Origin of the sequence: Cytobacillus sp. (genome assembly GCF_032154635.1) — a bacterium.
Lineage (GTDB): Bacteria > Bacillota > Bacilli > Bacillales > Cytobacillaceae > Cytobacillus.
The window spans coordinates 81,408-99,319 of sequence record NZ_JALDXW010000009.1; the positions used below are offsets into that span (position 1 = coordinate 81,408).

15 protein-coding genes are annotated in these 17,912 nt (G+C 37.7%); 5 read left to right on the top strand and 10 right to left on the bottom strand.

From position 1 onward, the window contains the following. Positions 1-34: 34 nt before the first annotated feature. Positions 35-1,486 (bottom strand): alanine/glycine:cation symporter family protein, encoded by a 1,452-nt coding sequence (locus tag RUH74_RS08695; protein WP_313799900.1) that lies wholly within the window; start codon positions 1,484-1,486, stop codon positions 35-37. A gap of 286 nt (positions 1,487-1,772) precedes the next feature. Here RUH74_RS08695 and RUH74_RS08700 point away from each other — a divergent pair, with 286 nt between their 5' ends. Beyond that, positions 1,773-2,981, top strand: coding sequence for an MFS transporter (locus tag RUH74_RS08700; RefSeq protein WP_313799901.1), 1,209 nt, complete (start codon positions 1,773-1,775; stop codon positions 2,979-2,981). 96 nt (positions 2,982-3,077) lie between these two features. Here the strand turns inward: RUH74_RS08700 and RUH74_RS08705 are convergent, their stop codons facing one another. From RUH74_RS08705 to RUH74_RS08720, 4 genes are all read right to left on the bottom strand, one after another. Beyond that, entirely contained in the window at positions 3,078-4,109 is a 1,032-nt protein-coding gene (locus RUH74_RS08705) for a hypothetical protein (RefSeq protein ID WP_313799902.1), read from the bottom strand. Next, on the bottom strand, positions 4,102-4,629 hold the full coding sequence (locus RUH74_RS08710; RefSeq protein ID WP_313799903.1) for an RNA polymerase sigma factor: 528 nt from the start codon (positions 4,627-4,629) through the stop codon (positions 4,102-4,104). The genes RUH74_RS08705 and RUH74_RS08710 overlap by 8 nt, the downstream gene beginning before the upstream one ends. A 166-nt stretch (positions 4,630-4,795) precedes the next feature. Then, positions 4,796-5,707 (bottom strand): aminoglycoside phosphotransferase family protein, encoded by a 912-nt coding sequence (locus tag RUH74_RS08715; protein WP_313799905.1) that lies wholly within the window; start codon positions 5,705-5,707, stop codon positions 4,796-4,798. 270 nt (positions 5,708-5,977) lie between these two features. Next, a complete protein-coding gene (locus RUH74_RS08720; RefSeq protein ID WP_313799906.1) occupies positions 5,978-6,754 on the bottom strand; it encodes a hypothetical protein in 777 nt (258 codons plus the stop codon). A 139-nt stretch (positions 6,755-6,893) separates the two neighbouring features. On the opposite strand from RUH74_RS08720, the gene RUH74_RS08725 reads away from it, so the two are divergent. Further along, a complete protein-coding gene (locus RUH74_RS08725) occupies positions 6,894-7,946 on the top strand; it encodes a lactonase family protein (RefSeq protein ID WP_313799907.1) in 1,053 nt (350 codons plus the stop codon). 54 nt (positions 7,947-8,000) lie between these two features. Here the strand turns inward: RUH74_RS08725 and RUH74_RS08730 are convergent, their stop codons facing one another. The 3 genes from RUH74_RS08730 to RUH74_RS08740 all read right to left on the bottom strand — a co-directional run bounded on the left by RUH74_RS08730 (position 8,001) and on the right by RUH74_RS08740 (position 11,775). After that, positions 8,001-9,791 carry a methyl-accepting chemotaxis protein gene (locus RUH74_RS08730; protein ID WP_313799908.1) on the bottom strand — a complete coding sequence of 597 codons (1,791 nt, stop codon included), beginning with the start codon at positions 9,789-9,791 and terminating at the stop codon, positions 8,001-8,003. Positions 9,792-9,963: 172 nt separating this feature from the next. After that, the gene (gene map, locus RUH74_RS08735; RefSeq protein WP_313799909.1) at positions 9,964-10,704 is read right to left on the bottom strand and encodes a type I methionyl aminopeptidase; all 741 of its coding nucleotides are present in this window, start codon (positions 10,702-10,704) and stop codon (positions 9,964-9,966) included. 66 nt (positions 10,705-10,770) lie between these two features. Beyond that, on the bottom strand, positions 10,771-11,775 hold the full coding sequence (locus RUH74_RS08740; RefSeq protein WP_313799910.1) for a zinc-binding dehydrogenase: 1,005 nt from the start codon (positions 11,773-11,775) through the stop codon (positions 10,771-10,773). A gap of 191 nt (positions 11,776-11,966) precedes the next feature. Here RUH74_RS08740 and RUH74_RS08745 point away from each other — a divergent pair, with 191 nt between their 5' ends. Both RUH74_RS08745 and RUH74_RS08750 read left to right on the top strand, forming a co-directional pair. Further along, entirely contained in the window at positions 11,967-13,139 is a 1,173-nt protein-coding gene (locus tag RUH74_RS08745; RefSeq protein WP_313799911.1) for an alanine racemase, read from the top strand. After that, entirely contained in the window at positions 13,136-14,482 is a 1,347-nt protein-coding gene (locus tag RUH74_RS08750; RefSeq protein WP_313799912.1) for a D-arabinono-1,4-lactone oxidase, read from the top strand. The genes RUH74_RS08745 and RUH74_RS08750 overlap by 4 nt, the downstream gene beginning before the upstream one ends. Before the next feature lie 54 nt (positions 14,483-14,536). Here RUH74_RS08750 and RUH74_RS08755 read toward each other — a convergent pair whose 3' ends face one another. Next, positions 14,537-14,737 (bottom strand): cold-shock protein, encoded by a 201-nt coding sequence (locus tag RUH74_RS08755; protein ID WP_313799913.1) that lies wholly within the window; start codon positions 14,735-14,737, stop codon positions 14,537-14,539. A 333-nt stretch (positions 14,738-15,070) separates the two neighbouring features. Here RUH74_RS08755 and yunB point away from each other — a divergent pair, with 333 nt between their 5' ends. Then, positions 15,071-15,835, top strand: a complete 765-nt coding sequence (yunB, locus tag RUH74_RS08760; RefSeq protein WP_313799914.1) for a sporulation protein YunB — start codon at positions 15,071-15,073, stop codon at positions 15,833-15,835. Between the two features lie 42 nt (positions 15,836-15,877). Here yunB and RUH74_RS08765 read toward each other — a convergent pair whose 3' ends face one another. Further along, on the bottom strand, positions 15,878-17,728 hold the full coding sequence (locus RUH74_RS08765; RefSeq protein ID WP_313799915.1) for a M6 family metalloprotease domain-containing protein: 1,851 nt from the start codon (positions 17,726-17,728) through the stop codon (positions 15,878-15,880). Positions 17,729-17,912: the final 184 nt, after the last annotated feature.

The window sequence follows — 17,912 nt, forward strand, 5'->3', positions numbered from 1 at the left end:
AAGGTACTCAGCCAAGCCGAGTACCTTTTCCCTTTTAGGAAACTTTTTCTTTTTCCTCTTGGTATCCGTCTGCCCAATAATCTGCATTCTTAATACCAAGCTTTGTTGAATTAAATACAGGATCAAGTCCTTGCTTCTTTTGAGCCTCATAATCCTTTAATGCAATTAATGCAGGTTTGGCAAGAATTAAGATCGCTATAATATTCAGCCAAACCATTAGCCCTAATCCAACGTCTCCTAGTGCCCATGCAAGAGTCGCCGTTTTAACTGCGCCGTAGAACGTTGAACCAAGCAAGACAAACTTCAAAATAAATGTCGGCCATTTAGCATTTTTAAATAAGTAAGCAACATTCGTTTCAGCCATATAATAGTAGGCCATGATCGTTGTGAATGCAAAGAAGAATAATGAAATTGCAACAAATCCAGCTCCAAATCCTGGCAACACAGTTTCTACTGCTGCCTGTGTAAATCCAGGTCCTGCTTCAACTCCAGGCAATCCTTCTTTAATCATCGTTTTTCCATCAGCACCAACCGTATTAAACATACCTGTAAATAAAATCATAAAGGCAGTAGCAGAACATACTAATAGTGTATCAATATAGACTGCTGCCGCTTGAACTAACCCTTGTTTTGCCGGGTGGGATACTTCCGCAGCTGCTGCAGCATGTGGACCTGTTCCTTGACCTGCTTCATTAGAGTAGATTCCACGTTTAACTCCCCAAGCAATAGCACTACCAATGATTCCTCCAAACGCGGCATCCGCACCGAAAGCACTACTAACGATTAATCCAATTACACTTGGTAATTCTGCAATATTAAATCCAATAATAATAAGCGCAACTAACATATATCCAACTGCCATAAAAGGTACTGCGTACTGAGCAACTGTAGCAATTCTTTTTACTCCACCAAAAATGATTAATGCTAATAAGAAGATAACCACAAATCCTGTTATTCTTGTATCTATTCCGAATGCATTATCCATAGCAAGTGCAATAGAGTTTGATTGAATTCCTGGCATAAGCAACGCCATTGCCAATAACGCAGAAATAGCAAAAAGGATAGCAAACCATTTAATGCCTATACCTTTTTCTATGTAGAATGCAGGTCCTCCACGGTATATACCTTCTTTTTTCACTTTATAGATTTGTGCTAGCGTGGACTCAACAAATGATGTACCTGCTCCAATAAATGCAATCGCCCACATCCAGAATACTGCTCCTGGTCCACCCATTGCGATTGCTGTTGCTGTACCAGCAATGTTCCCTGTTCCTACACGGCCAGAAAGAGAAATAGATAATGCCTGAAAAGATGAAACACCCGCTTCGGAACTTTTGCCTTTAAACATTAGCTTGAACATGTCTTTAATATGTCTTACCTGCAGGAAACGAGTTAAAATGGAAAATAATAATCCAACTGCAAGACAGATGTAAATAACTGGTGTACTCCATAGAATACTATTTAAACCATTTACAAAGTCCTCCAAAAAAAATCCCCCTCTTTTTATATATTCTGAATCTTTTACCTATTAAGAATTATAAAACAAGCATTTAAAGAAAACAATCTTTATTTTTAAACCGCTTTCATTAAATCATTGTTATATCATAAAATTATAATTTAACATCTGTATTAATACAATATTACTTTTTTGAAAATTATATTGATTGTCCATTTTCAAACCATTTGTTTCTAATGCCTTCAATTTTCACTGATTTTCCGTTATACTATTTAGAGAAACGAAATAGTCGACAGGAAAGAAGTGTGAAATACTGATGAAACATAACTCAAGTCGTAACTTAGTCATCATGTGGTTCGCCAATTTCTTTATTGCCGGCAGCATGACGATGGTATTGCCATTTATCTCACTCTATATCGAGACGTTCGGAAATTTTTCATCAGGGTATGTCCAGCATTGGTCAGGCTGGACCTTTGCGATTACATTCGTAACCGCATTTATCTTTTCACCGATATGGGGGAGAATCGGCGATTTATTCGGTCGAAAGAAGATTCTTATTATTTCTGGAATAGGTATGGGAATGTCTATTTTTTTTATGGGATATGTTACTTCAGTCTGGCAGCTATTTATGCTCAGGCTGGTTATGGGGATATTTACTGGCTTTGTTGGTATGTCCCAAGCCTTTATCTCTACGCAAACTCCAAAGGAGATTGCCGGAAGAGTCATGGGTACCCTTCAAACCGGGAGTATAACCGGCTCTTTGATGGGGCCATTACTTGGCGGAATTCTTGCCGATACATTTGGCTATGCAGACACTTTTAAATGGACTTCCATTTCCATATTTATCTCTGCAATTCTTGTCTTTTTCACAATTGAAAAAAAATTAGCATATAAGGAAGGATCGAAAACTAATTACACAAGTAAAGAAGTCATCCTTCATATTATCCGTCACCCTGTTCTCCTAACTGTCTTGCTTATTTCATCACTTATCCAGATGGCCCATTTTAGCATTCAGCCGATTTTATCATTATACGTTAGTGAATTGCATGGACCTGAAAATCTTGCTTTTTTCGCAGGAATTGCTTTTTCTGCTGCGGGACTTGGAAATTTAATGATGGCAAGACAATGGGGGAAAATTGCAGACCGGTACGGTTATGTAAAAATCCTCATCATTTTATTATTCATGGCCGGTATCTTCTATTTCCCAGGTGGATTTGTAACAAACTTATGGCAGCTCGTATTTGTCCGATTTGCTCTTGGTGTAACGATTGGCGGAATTATTCCAGTTCGTATCGCCTATATTCGACAAGAGGCGCCAATTGCTATGCAAGGAGAGGTGCTAGGCTACAATACAAGCTTACGTTTCTTAGGTAATATTATTGGACCGGTAATGGGGGGACTCCTATCTGGGTACTTCGGCTATACAGCTGTGTTCATTTCGACAAGCTTACTCCTTATTCTAAGCGGTGTGATTCTTTTAGCAGCCATGTACCGGCACCCAAAATTACTGAGGGGCTCAGCATAATTTGTTTGTTTATGACTTCTGGCAAGCACCATCTAATAAGGTTAAAAACTGCCCTTTTGATGACACTGTTCATCCTAGGGGCAGTTTTGTTAATAATTACTTTTTAACCTCAACAACAATACTCGTTATATATTTATTTTCAATATAGGCATCAATTCTCCACATACCTGGGGCAGGGATATTCATCACTACATGCAATGAGGTTTGTGCATGGATTGCATCCATAATATCTATCGACCGCTGATCCCCAATCTCCCCGTTAACAGAATGATGAAGAATTTCCTTTTGACCTGTATCCTTTTGAACTGCTACCAGCTTAATCATTTGGTCGGTATTTCCCTCTAATTCTTCCCCATAAAAAAGCCATCTTGTTTTATAAGGCTCTCCTGCTTTAATGTCACCTGTATCTACGTAAACTGCTTTTCCTTTAACTCCTCTGAGCAGATAGGAACGCTTTCCACTCATTGTCTGTATTTCGGGAGTTGGAAATGTCGGTGTGACCTCCCAGTTTGTATCCTTGCTGCTATTTGATTGCAAAGAAAAACTTTCTGTTCTTCCTGCCCACTCTACAGTCACTTCAACTATTTCATCCTCTCTCATCATTGCCCCATTGCCTGCTCCTGAACGGTTTGTAACTGTTTTGTCGTACATTTCAGCTAAAGTTCCTCCCCCACCTCCTGCTGATGTTTTATATTCGTATGAAATCGGTTTGCCTTCTATTTCTTTAAAATCCCCTTTATATTCCAATCGAAAAAACTCTTCGGTTTCACTTTCATAGCCAGTACGCCCATTTTCTCCTTTGAAAAAAGCACCTCTACCAAAAAACTCTAGCGATGCTTCCCAATGGTCACTTTCTCCTGAATACAAATAATCATGAATGATTTTATCCTTGTTTTCTTCTGGCTGATTAGAAGGGGTAACGCCTCCATTCGTCAACATGTAGAAAATAGCTCCAATGGTTATAAATATGCAGGCTGCTCCACTAATTAAATACTTAAATGGGAAAGAGAGAAGGTTACTCTTTTTCTTATTAGGGAGATTATAAAGTGTTTGATTCATTCTTTGTTTGACTATATCTGGAACAACTAATTCCTCATTTTGAATAATCTTCTTAATCTCTTTATCCATGTTGAGAGCCCCTTTCCTCTTTCATTTGATTTATAAAAGAAGCGAGCATCGAACGCGCACGATTCAATCTTGACTTAACAGTCCCCTCTCGAATAGTTAAAATCTCAGCAATTTCTTTAATTGAGCAGCCTTCGAAGTAAAATAGCCCCACAACAGTTCGGTATTTTTCGTTAAGCTGGATTAGTGCATCCCTCAACTCCTCAAAATTATTCACGGATGAATCAGCTATATTTTCAATCGTTTCTAATGGAAAGCTTTTCTGATTAGCCCGCAGCAAATCATTGCATTCATTGATAAGGATCCGGATTAGCCAACTTTTAAAATAAGCTGGATTTTTCAGCCTGCTTATTGATTTATAGCTTTTCAAAATTGTCTCTTGAATCGCATCTGCACAATCGGAATCTTTCTTTAAAAATCCCTTTGCCACTCGATAAAGGGAAGATTCACAACTATTGATTAATCTGATAAAAGCTTCTTGATCTCCACTTTGGGCCAAAAACACATCATTCTCATGAAGCATCACTACTCCCCTCCCTGTGCGCATTAGACTTTTTTTAATGAGAAAAGGTTCCATAAATATGGAGAAATATTTAATTTAGTAAAGGGCTACAAAATAGATGAGGAAAATCAGCAGGAATGTGGGAGGTTCCCGCTGCTAAATTAAGCAGCGGGAACCTGTGATGCTTTTACTTAAACCATATCGGCTTTATTATTTCAAAGTTTTTATGATCTTCTAAAATTTGATAACACCGCTCTATCATTTCATTTAAAGTCTCAGGGGAAACCTTTATTGTCCAAACAATAGCGGAAAAGATACTCATGCCTAGGTAAATGGAATAAAGTGTCCAAAAATTTTCGGGGATTTCTTCATTGAAATAGCCATTTATCTGTCCAATTGAAAAAGGAATACTAACTTCCCTACTGAACAAGCCAACTTTCTGAAAATCATGGTACGGGTCTCCCCAATCATAACGGTTGAAGTCGATGATTCCAGCATAATTCCTGTTTTCCACAATAATATTGCCTACATGGAAATCGTCATGCTGAAACCGATTGGGACGTTTTGTTAAGGATTGTTCATTTTTATCGATAAATTGGACCACTTTATCATCACCTTGAATTTTCACTCCGCATGTCTGATAGGCTTCTACATACTTCTGATGTTTTTTGATTATTCTGCTGTGCCAAGGTTCAATCGAAGCTGGAGCTCGAACAGTATGTATTTTTGCCAGGTCCTTTCCAGCGGCTAGGCCAATTTCATATTGTTCCTGTGTGCTAAACAATGGCAGTACATCACGGGCATCTTCCCCCTCAATATACGTGAGCAGGTAATAGGAAAGACCTAATTCTTCTATTCTTCCTACTTCAATCGGATCCGGTGACCGGATACAATAATTTTGCAAATCCGCTAGTAGATCAAACTCTGACTTTTTCCTGTCATACTCGTTAATTGCTGCTGTCCGAAGCAAGTACTTTTTACCATCTGCCATTTTAACTACATATTTATTATCATTCGAGAAACCTTTATTGATTTGTTCCATCATTGTTGATGTTTGAAGGAATGGAATCCTTTTTTGAAACCCCTCTAATAATTTCATTAAACCCCTCCGATATTCTCCTAAAAGGAGTTGCATACGAAGCTAGCGAATATAATAACCAAACTATTTATTAATTAGCTGAAAGGAGAAACTATGCTATTTACTAATCATCCTTTACTAGTAAGGAATTTGGAAATAAAAGATCATCTAACCCATTTGGTTACCAGGACACACGTTTTTCCTCGATTTCAAGTATCAACGGTCCTTAGTTCCCGCAAAAACGTGCTTCTTCTTGATTTCATACATTAGCTGTCTTAAAACACAGTTACCCTAGATGTATCTCCCTTTCCTATCGCTCATTTGATAGAGTTCCAAAGCTTCAGCCAAGAACTTTCTTTCATATCCTGTTTTTAAATGTATTTTTTCCACCCATTCTTTTAATGTAAACAATCTCTCTTCTTTATATAATCCTTCACTCGTACTTAAAAAACTTTCCCAATTATAGAATTCCCAGTGGGCTGTTTCACTTTTATACAGTGTTCTTACTTCTAGTAGCGGCTTCGGACGAATCTGGTTTTGGGAATATTCAGCTGCGTCCATAAATAAATTCATATCTAGTGGACCAGTAGGATAGAATTGGCGAGATATTTTTCCATTTGGATGATGATAAATAACCTCTATTCCACCCGCTGCATCCTTAATTTGTATTTGTGCTGCAGGAAAAAAACCATTCATTTTTTCTGCGGAAAAGGCATCGTCAGCTAGATCGATTAAAATTGGCTCTAGCCATTGATCCCCTAGATCACATAAATACCTCCTTCCCCGTTCATCTAATGCAATTACAGCAGTATGAGCTTTTTCTGTATGTAGATGGCTGCCGATTGGATAGGCTACAATTCCATCCTTATTAAACTCCTCAAGGAGCCAAATAGCAAGATCAAAGCAATTACCCGAAATTCCATATTGTTCTCTATGTTCTTTCATCAAAGAAACAGATCGTTGTTTTCTCTTGCTTGATTTTTGATAAAACCATGCTTTCGTTAATGTCTCCATTGGAAACTCACTAAATTTCCGCCACGTCGTTAAAATTTCCATCGGTGCTTGCATCTCTTCATCCTCCCCAAAATCTATGTTGGTACTTTCTCTCCATAAAGTGAAATATCCTTTTTATTACGTGCAATTTTTTTATTAACATGTCTATCTATGATACATTAAAGAAAGAATCGACATTTTTTAAGGAGAGTATGTGATGGAAAGCAAAAAGCAGATAGGGTATATCGGTACGTACACAAAGAGCGAAAGTGAGGGCATTTATGCATTTTCATTGAATACGGAAACAGGAAAAATTACGGATATTAAACTTGCTGCTAAAATAGACAATCCAACTTATTTAGCTATTAGCAGCGATAATCAACATTTGTATTCTGTTATAAAAGAAGGAGAAGCTGGTGGCGTCGCATCATTTAAAATCCTTGAAGATCATCTAGAGGGTATTAATAAACGAGTTTCCATAGGGGCACCCCCTTGTCATGTAAGCTTGGACCCTAAAATATCTACCATCTATAGTGCAAACTACCATAAAGGCACAGTTGAATCCTTTTTAATTGACAGAAAAGATCGATCAATAAGTCCTGCCAGCTCAGTTATCAAACACCAAAGTTCAGAGGCAGATAAAATTCCTCATACGCATTATGCTGCCCCTACGCCAGATGGGAAATATATTATCGCTGTTGACCTCGGACTAGATCAAATGATGATTTATGATATAAACGAAGGATTATTAAAGGAGAAAAATCGTTTTTCTGTTAAATCTGGCAGTGGTCCAAGACATCTAGTATTCCATCCGAACGGAAATTACATCTACGTTATGACTGAATTTAGCTCAGAAGTAATCACATTTAGGTATGATTCTAAAGCAGCGAACCTAACGCCATTACAAACTATCTCTACCATCCCGAACGATTTTCACGAAAATAATCAAGGCAGCGCTATTCATATCTCATCGGATGGGCGATATGTTTATGCTGGAAATCGTGGGCATAATAGCATTGCTGTATTTGGAGTAGTGCCGGATTCAGGTGAGCTGAAGTTCGTTGAGCATACTTCAACTGAAGGGAATTGGCCAAGAGATTTCGCATTGGACCCAACTGAAAAATTTATAGTTGCCTCTAATCAAAATTCCAATAATCTTGCTTTGTTTTCACGTGATCAAATAACTGGAAAACTCACATTGCTGCAGTCAGATATTTCTGTTCCTGAACCTGTCTGTGTAAAATTTTTAAAAAGTATTGAAAAATAATGAACGATCCCACAAAAAAAACAGAAAAGGAGCTCTAGCCCCTTTCCTGTTTTTTTATATTTTAAATTTACTGGCTGATTCTAGTAATGCTTGTGCCATTTCCGCTAATACCTTTGTAGCATTGGAAACCTCTTTAATAGATGCACTTTGTTCCTCTGTTGCACTTTGAACTTCTTGTGAGTAAGCAGATGCCTGTTTTGTAGAGTCATTCACACGATCCATCGAGGAGATTAAATGGAATGCGCTTTTCTTTATTTTGTTAATTGAAAATAAAACCTCTTCCATTTTTTTAGTTGTTCCGATGACCGACTCTGAAATTTCATTAAATGAATGGCCTCCTTCATTTACATAGTTTGTTCCATCCTTTACAGCTAACTCCCCTTTATTGATTGATTCAACAGCAAACCTTGTGCTTTCTTGAATATCATGAATCAAAATTGAAATTTGCTTCGCAGAATTACTTGATTGTTCAGCCAATTTCCGTACTTCATCTGCTACAACAGCAAATCCCTTTCCATGTTCACCTGCTCTTGCTGCCTCTATAGCAGCATTCAGTGCCAATAAATTTGTTTGGTCTGCAATTCCACTAATTATTGTAAGGATATTTTCAATTTGTTCAGATTTCCCATTAAGCTCATGGATGATGGCAGCAATTTCATCCGTATTTTGATTGATCCTTTCCATTTGTTCAACAGCCTTTTTTACAATGGCTAGTCCATCTTCCGCCTGTTTAGATGTTTTCCTAGAAGAATCAGATACACCTTCTGCCCTTATAGATATTTCCTCGATATCTTTAGAGATCTGAGATACATATTCTTTTGATTGAGTGACCATTACGACTTGATCCTTAGTTCCGACGGAGACTTCCTCCATTGAACTTGATATCAGCTCCGTTGCTTTCGATGTCTCATCTGCATTTGCATGTAACTGTTCTGTAGAGGCAGCTACTAGCTGTGATGATTCAATAACTTTAGAAATTAATGCTTTGAAATTTCCTATCATCGTGTTAAAACTATCAGCCAGCTGGCTAATTTCATCTTTACTTTTTACTGAAATATTTTCGATGGTTATATCTCCTTCTGATGCCTTTAATAAACCACGTTGAATAGTAAAAATACTTCTATTAAATCTCTTCATAAAAATGTAGACAATAACGAATCCGATTATTATAGAAAGTCCGGCTACTATGAGTATTGTATTCAAAATGCTCTTACGAAGTAATAAGGAGAGCTCATACATATCAAAATCTAAACCTATAACACCAATAAAATTGCCGTTTTTATCAGTAAAGGCTTTTGAAAGTGTAATGGTTGACTTCCCTGTACCTGTATCTATGTATGGTGCAGCCCATACTATCTCCCCCTTCGCTTCCTTTGCGGAGGTATACCATTCACGTTGCCTAGGATCAAATTCATTCAGATTCACTTCTTTTGGCGGAATATTTGATAGATAGAATTCTCCTTTATCCTCTGTTGCAAAATATAAATTTAAAGTATACTCCTTTTCACGAGCATGTTCTAACAAATATTCCTGATAAAATGCAGTCTTAATTGGATCATTACTTAATGGCATATTGGAAAATTCATTTGATTTTTCATTAGGGAAAGTGAACGTTCGAAACTGCATCTCATCCAAAGCTACTAGTTTATCCAAAAAACTTTCGTATTCGTAAAAAAGCTCTTTATATTTTGGACTGATTTTTTCCATATCACTTTTTTGAATAACCGCATACTCAAATAGTTCCGTTTGTTTATAAGAAATCACTCCAATGATCGTTAAAGGAACCAGCAGTAAAACAATCATGATTAAACTTAATTTAAACCGTAATGAATGGAAAAATCTCATCGAGTAACAGCTCCTTTTTTTGAAAAGTCAAACAACTTATAGGTTGATATTACCATTACTAAAGAACTGCAACAATATATTGTTAGAAATGTTTGAAAATAAATCCATCTTCTACATTACTGTTGCCGAAAAAAAAGACTGCCTCTAAGCAGTCTTTCGTAAATATTAATTATTAACGTGTGAGAATAATCGGTTCGCCTTTTGTAACAATTAATGTATGTTCACATTGTGCAACATAGCTCTTGTCTCTTGTGACAAAGGTCCAGCCATCATCAAGCTCAATCACTTCTTCCGCTCCAGTTGAAACGAACGGTTCAAACGCTAGCACCATTCCATCCTTTAATAATTGAGAATCCCATGGCTCAAAATAATTTAAAATATGATCAGGCTTTTCATGCAAGGAACGCCCAATTCCGTGGCCTGTTAAGTTTTTAATGACCGTATAGCCATGCTGATTGGCTGTTCTGTTGACTACTTTCCCAATCATGCTCAGCTTCGCACCAGCCTTTATTTTTTTCAGCCCTTCTTCAAACGCCAGTTGTGCTGTTTCGCAAAGCTTCTCTAAACGTTGATCGTCTCCAACGACAATGGATAAGCCTGTATCGGCAAAATACCCATTCTTTGATCCAGAAACATCTATATTCACGAGATCGCCTTCTTGAATGACACGTTTTCCTGGTATTCCATGGGCAACCTCTTCATTCACGCTTATACATGTATATCCTGGGAAATCATATTCTCCCTTCGGACCAGATAATGCACCATGCTTTTCAAAAAGCTCCCCAGCATATTCATCTAATTCCTTCGTTGTTATGCCTGGCTTTGTCATGGCAATTAATTCATCCCTAATAAGCGCAACAATTTTGCCAATCTCCTTTAAGCCATTTAAATCTTCTTCTGTTTTTACAATCATTTTGATTTCCTGCCTTTTACTATATATTGTCTCTTCTATTATATTCTAATTCTTATTGAATTGAACTTAAAGCGTTTCAGGGCGAATAAAAAAGCCTATTTTTCCCATTTGCTCAGCATCCTCTAATCTTTGAAAAGCCTGTTCATATTCGCTTAATTCAAAAACTTTATCAATAACTGGCTTCAACTGATGAATTTCCATAAACTGGAGCATTTCTTTATATTCTTCAGCACTTCCTAGGGTGGATCCTAGAAGATTTTGCTGCGCATAAAAAAATGTGCGCAGATTAAATGTGACATCGTCTCCTGCTGAAGCACCAAATATAACGATTGTTCCCCCGCTGCGAAGTTGTTCTAGTGACTTATTGAATGTGGCAGCGCCGACAGATTCGATGATCAAATCCATTTTAACTCCTTGTAACGCCTTCCTCCAATCCTCATTGCTGTCAATCGCTTTATATGCACCGAGTTCTAATGCGCGATCACATTTTTTCTTTGAACGTGAGCTTACATATACTTCTGCACCAGCAGCTTTTGCAAATTGTAATAGAAAAGTGGCGACTCCACTGCCAATTCCCGGAATAAACACCTTCATGCCGGAAGTTACTTTTCCTCGAGTAAATAATGCACGGTAGGCTGTAAGCGCTGCTAGAGAAAGAACTCCTGCTTCCTCCCATGTTAAATACGCTGGCTTTGGAACAGTATTTGCTGCAGGTAAGATAATCTTCTCAGCAAATGTTCCATGATCCGGAAGCCCAACGATCTCAAAGCCTGCTGGTGGTGCGTCGCTTTTTTCATTCCACCCAAGTCCGGGATTAATGATTATTTCATCCCCAGCTTGAACAGTATGTACCCCTTCACCTACAGCATCAATAATTCCCGCACCATCAGACCCAATAATAAGAGGCGGATCAGATGGCAAATGGCGATTCAGTACAAAAAGGTCGCGATGGTTGAGACCTGCTGTTTTCAGCCGAACGCTTACTTCTCCCGCTCCGGGCTCCCTTTCAGCTATTTCTCCATAGGATAGTCCGCTAAATCCTGCTTTTCCTTCATGTATTATTGCTTTCATCCAATCACTCCTCAACCGAATTTAAATCTTTAAATATGTCCCAAAATTATTTTACCATATGAATGAACGATTTCCTTCTATACTCCTGTCAAATAAACTGAATTTTTTAATAATTATCCAACACTTTTATTACCTTATCAATTATAATGAAAATAAGCTACATAATTAAGGACGAAATGTGAGGGATTGCCTTGCTTTCAAAAGAGCTGCTTAAAGAAATTTCTCTGCCTGCCTTACTTTTAGACTTAGATGCATTTGATGAAAACTGCAAGAATATTGCTGGAAAAGCAAATGGAAAAACCATTCGAATTGCCACTAAGTCCATACGCTCTGTTTCTCTTCTAAGAAGAATACTCCAGTCAAACCAAGTATTCAAAGGATTGATGGCCTTTACCCCGCAAGAATCCATTTTTCTTTCAGAAAAAGGATTTGATGATATTTTGCTCGGCTACCCTTGCTGGGACATGGATGCTCTTATTAAAATTGCTAAAATTAATCAAACAGAAAAGAAAATTATTTTAATGGTAGATTCTCATGAGCACATCGATCATTTACAAAGAATCGCTTTGAAGACAGAAGGAACATTCTACCTGTGTATTGATGTGGACATGAGTACTACTTTTGCCAATTTGCACTTCGGCGTCAGACGATCCCCGCTAAATCATGAAGAAGCGGTCTTACAGCTTGCCAAAAAAATTAAACAATCTACCAAGCTTGAGCTTATAGGCATGATGGGATATGAGGCACAAATAGCAGGTGTTGGTGACTTCATGCCTTCGCAGTATCTAAAGAACACATTCATTTCTTATTTGAAAAAGAAATCAATCCCTGAAGTTGCTGCACGGAGAACGAAGGCGATCAAAAAACTAATGAATGAAGGCATCCGCCTGTCAATTGTTAATGGCGGCGGAACAGGCAGTCTGCATACAACTACATTGGAGGACTGCATAACTGAAGTAACGGTCGGATCCGGCTTTTATTCCCCGCTATTATTTGATTACTATCAAAGCTTTAGCTATAAGCCTTCCCTCTTCTTTGCCTTGCCTATTGTAAGAAAACCAGCCCCCAATATATATACATGTCTTGGCGGTGGATATATTGCATCAGGAGCAACCGGAAAAGACAAAGTGCCAAAGCCGGTCTATCCCATTGGTGGAAAACTCATACCATTAGAAGGTGCCGGAGAGGTGCAAACCCCAGTATATTTTGAAGACACAACTTTGAAAATAGGGGATGCAATCGTCTTTCGGGCTGCAAAAGCAGGAGAGATATGTGAGCGTTTTAAGGAAATTATTTGTATATCCAATCAGCAAATTGTTTGCCGCTTTGATACTTATCGTGGGGAAGGAGCATGCTTTCTATGAAAACAGAGCAAGGCCGTACATGGAAAAATTGGGCACATACATTTGAGAGCCATCCTGAAAAAATTTATTATCCCTCCTCTATTGATGAGGTTCGTACCATTGTCAAAGAAGCTGCAATAGAAGGAAAGTCGATTCGGGTTATCGGAGCTGGTCATTCGTTTACAAGACTTGTTGAATCAGACGAATGGCTTATTTCACTTGATTCTTTATCAGGGATTGAATCGATCGATAAGGAAAATGACACTGTTACTATCTTTGGAGGTACACGACTTTATTATGTAGGCGAAGAACTTGGAAGAGAAGGGTATTCCCAAGAAAATCTGGGTGACATTAATGTCCAAAGCATTGCTGGCGCGATTTCTACTGGAACACATGGAACTGGGCTTCAATTTGGCAATATCTCTACTCAAGTAGTGAAGGTATGGCTAATTACTGCAGCTGGCGAGATCCTTCCTATATCCAAGACAGAAAATGCTCAATATTTTCATGCATGCCTTGTATCGTTAGGAACGTTAGGAATCATTGTAAAAGTCACCTTAAAAATAATCAAATGCCCTATTTACGAATATAAAAGTGATCAAATAGAGTTTTCAATCCTCAAGAAGAATCTTACCCAATTAATAGAATCAAATCGTCACTTTGAATTTTATCTTTTCCCCTATTCCGATACAGTTCAGATAAAAACAATGAATGTTTCTGATCAAAAACCGAAAAGACTGCGTCTTCACCATTTTAAAAATCTTCTGCTGGAAAATTATTTATTCTTCATTCTTTCAGAGGTTTGCCGATTGTTTCCGAACACATGTCGTTTTATCAGCAGACTTTCTTCAAAAAGTGTTGGGCGCACCTCTATCTCAGCACATAGTTATCAACTGTTTGCAACACCACGAATCGTTAAATTCAGAGAAATTGAATATTGTATCCCGCTATCACAGCTGCTGCCAGCTATCCAAGAAATTCGTAAATGCATCGAAGAGAATAAACACAAGGTACATTTTCCAATTGAATGCCGCATGGTTAAAGCTGATGATTTATGGCTAAGTCCATCCTATAAAAGAGATTCTGCCTATATTGCTTTCCATATGTATAAGGGCATGCCATATGAAGAATATTTTCATGATATGGAGCAAATAATGAAAAAATACGATGGCAGGCCGCATTGGGGAAAAATGCATAATCGCAGCCATATTGACCTGTATAGTCTTTATCCTATGTTTGCAGATTTTTTGACTATTAGAAATGAACTGGATCCATATGGATTATTTTTAAATGGCTATTTAAAGGAATTGCTAACTGAAAAAGACTTAATGGAAACACCTAAAAGCTCAATAGGAACAATATAATTGACAAAAAACCAGATTCCTAATTTTTTTTGGAATCTGGTTTTTTTGTTTCTCTTATTGTTTTACGACATTAGCCGCTTGTGGACCACGGGCACCTTCTTCGATATCAAAAGTAACCTCTTGCCCTTCATCAAGTGATTTAAAGCCTTCCCCTTGAATCGCTGAAAAATGAACAAAGACATCTTGACCTTCTGAAGTTTCGATGAATCCAAATCCTTTTTCTGCGTTAAACCATTTTACTTTACCTGATGCCATTACTGTTTCCTCCTTGTGTATTGAAACACATTTTGTTTTTACTATTCTTGCTCAAAGTCATATTCAGGCGAAAAGTATCAAACTTATTCTTTCCTTTCATACCGAACAAAAATAATTCTCTAGATAATACCAAATATAGGAAAGGAATGCAAATCACTAAATTTTCTTTTTTATATTGCCCATTTTGCAAAAAGAGACAAAAAGCTTATGTTTATTTTTACGTTATGGACATATATTTGTACAAATGACCCGATGGACATAAATACATTCATATTCAATATAATGGCTAAAAAGAAATGAGTGATTACATCACTTGAAATGGGAGGTTATTCTTTGCTTAGAAAAGTAAAAACACGAAAGAGACGCAGATTTAAAGGCCCCTTGCCATTTAAATATGTTTTATTTATTTCATTTATCATTTTTCTCTTAATGACATTTGGAAGTTTAATTATTATTAATAAGAATATTGAACCAACCTTAATTGGCATTGCAGAATCTAGGGCCCGTCAATTTGCTGCACAGGCAATTAATGATGCCATTGACAAGGATATTTCCGAAAGCATTGATATTAATGAATTAATTGTTAAACATGAAAATGCAGGGGAACCGAGCTATAGCTTTAACCCACAAATTTATAATAAAGCCATCTCCGAATCTCAGAAAAGAGTTCAAAAGTATTTAAACTTAGTAGAGGCCGGAGATCTTGAACAGTTAGAAAACTTTAAAAACGATATTGAAATTGATGTTAACAAGACAAAAAAAGAAACTGGGATCGTTTATTATATCCCTCTTGGCATGGCCACAAAAATGACCCTGCTTTCCAACCTAGGCCCCAAGATCCCGGTACGATTAGAAATTATTGGAGATGTAACATCTGACGTAGAGGCAAAAATCGCTGAATCAGGTATAAACAATACATTTCTGGAAGTCTATATCAATGTAAAGGTCCATATGAATGTCATTATTCCCCTTATCGAAAGTCCGATTGAAGTTTCTAATCAAGTGCGCATTGGTGATTTATTTCATCCTGGAAAAGTTCCTCAATATTATAATGGCTCTGGTCAAGGTATTCCTGCAGTCATTCCTCCTCCACAATAAAGCCTGATCCCTTTTGGAGATCAGGCCTTTTGCTCAGATGATTTATTTATTTCCTTTTCCATTCCCTTGATTAGATTGATAATAGAATTTTGCTGTAATTGATCCGTCCTTATTTTCAACAATGTCTGTTACATGGATGCCAGAGTCAGCAGGTGTTGAGTTTTGGCCTTTCCAGAAGTAATAAGAACCAGTATGAACTTTTCCAGAAACAGGTGTCAACTTACTGCCAGTTTTGAAGAAATCTCCTGCATCTCCACGATTCACATTTTTCTCAAGGTCGTACTTGCCGTCCGCCTGAAGAACGGATAATCCATAATGAGTAACGACTGTTCCATCTGCTGCCGTTTCTGTTTGATTATATTGAAAGCGCTTGTTTTGCCAATTTTCCACATTGTTTGGACGGAAGCCTGCTGTTTGATAAAGGTTGATTATATTTTCATCGACATGCCAAGCAACTAATCCGTGTGCGTCCTTTCCTTGACGAATCAGCCCTTTATTAAATCCGTCTTGCTGAATATTTTCGAATAAGAAATATTCTGTTCCATTTGATCCAGGCACTTCCATTTTCACAATGCCATTTTGGCTATTTGCTTGATTAATAGGCGGAAGCGTAATGGTCTGTACTCCATCTTCCTGTGTAACTTCTATTGGCTCTACCCATCCTAAGAAAATCTTTGAGAATGGATCGAAATGTGTGGGTGAATTTCCAGAATAAGCCGCATGATCCGGATAACGCATCCATGAACCGCCTGCCATCATTGAATAGTTCCCAACACCTTCTGAACTGTAAGCTGTATCGTAAAAATCAGGCAGTCCTAGGGCATGTCCGAATTCATGAGCATAGACACCTGTCTGTGCTGGGAATGGCCCTGTTTTTAAGGCTTCATTATAGGAATCTGTGGCAGCATCATAACCAGCTACGTTCCCTCCAATCCCAGGCTGGATATTGTAGTTATTCACTACTACTCCATCATAAGTCATCTCTTCAGCAATCGTTTTGTTAATCCACTCTTCTTCACTCATACCTAAATATTCTGGTGCTGTTTTACCAGTCTCATAGTATTTTCCATAGTATAAAGCACTCAATATATTCCATTTATGTGACCAGAATTGAGCTGGGTCACGGCTGAATTCTGCCCCTGTTCCTTCATGTACAACGAAAACATTTGGAACTTCCCCATTCTCTGCATACTTAGAAAAATCTACTTGATCATCAGCAGCTTTTAACAAATCTCGAATAAATTCACCTGTGTGAGCATCACCATTTACGTTTCCATTTACATACTTGCCATTTTCCGCATATTTCCCCTCTTGATCCAAGTAGTAGGAAGCACCATGAGGAAGTTCTACCCAAACGAATTCTGTATTTTCCTTTCGTACGAGATTGATCTGGCCATTGCTCGATTCTTTGTATGCATTCTGCATGGTACGATCTGTCGGAGCCTTAACCCCGTTATACTCAGCATATTGCTTAAATTCATCTAACTCATACGGATTATACTCCGTACCGAAAATTAAATCTTCGTAATAATGGGCAGGAACTTGCCCCTCCATATCGCCTATTGGCTCATCCCCTTCCTTATACTTAGCTAAAATAACGAGAACAGGGACGTCACCTTGTGCTTTTTTATACGCAACATGGTTATCGCCAGCCTGTTTAAACTTTTTTCCATGGCTGGCTACTTTTTCGGCAGGGTCTACTTTTGAAAGATCAACTCCTAGCCGTTTAGCTTGCTCAGCCAGTTCTGGTGATACTCCAACATGGTGAGCTAAACTAATATCATATGTACTACCCTTTTCTTTAACAGAAGAATCTGCCGAATAAACACCAGCAAAAATCGTACTGCCTGTTAAAGCTAACGCTAATGCAGAACTAGAAAGGACCTTTAACAATTGCAACACCCCTTTAGAATAATTATTAGTACAACCTAAATATTAATTAATTTTCAGTATTTTCTGAATAGGTAGAAAGAACTTTTTTATTTATGGGGTGTATGCCCAATTGCATAATTTTATGGGATTTTATGGGTTAACCAGTTCGAATAGAATCTATTGCGATATTCCTTTTGCCTGTATT

Excerpts from the sequence above, each read along its gene's own strand:
- RUH74_RS08715 (WP_313799905.1), bottom strand. The coding sequence starts at position 5,707 with ATGAAATTATTAGAGGGGTTTCAAAAAAGGATTCCATTCCTTCAAACA.
- RUH74_RS08730 (WP_313799908.1), bottom strand. The coding sequence starts at position 9,791 with ATGAGATTTTTCCATTCATTACGGTTTAAATTAAGTTTAATCATGATT.
- RUH74_RS08740 (WP_313799910.1), bottom strand. The coding sequence starts at position 11,775 with ATGAAAGCAATAATACATGAAGGAAAAGCAGGATTTAGCGGACTATCC.
- RUH74_RS08700 (WP_313799901.1), top strand. The coding sequence starts at position 1,773 with ATGAAACATAACTCAAGTCGTAACTTAGTCATCATGTGGTTCGCCAAT.
- RUH74_RS08720 (WP_313799906.1), bottom strand. The coding sequence starts at position 6,754 with ATGCAAGCACCGATGGAAATTTTAACGACGTGGCGGAAATTTAGTGAG.
- RUH74_RS08755 (WP_313799913.1), bottom strand. The coding sequence starts at position 14,737 with ATGGCATCAGGTAAAGTAAAATGGTTTAACGCAGAAAAAGGATTTGGA.
- RUH74_RS08705 (WP_313799902.1), bottom strand. The coding sequence starts at position 4,109 with ATGGATAAAGAGATTAAGAAGATTATTCAAAATGAGGAATTAGTTGTT.
- RUH74_RS08750 (WP_313799912.1), top strand. The coding sequence starts at position 13,136 with ATGAAAACAGAGCAAGGCCGTACATGGAAAAATTGGGCACATACATTT.
- map (WP_313799909.1), bottom strand. The coding sequence starts at position 10,704 with ATGATTGTAAAAACAGAAGAAGATTTAAATGGCTTAAAGGAGATTGGC.
- RUH74_RS08710 (WP_313799903.1), bottom strand. The coding sequence starts at position 4,629 with ATGCTTCATGAGAATGATGTGTTTTTGGCCCAAAGTGGAGATCAAGAA.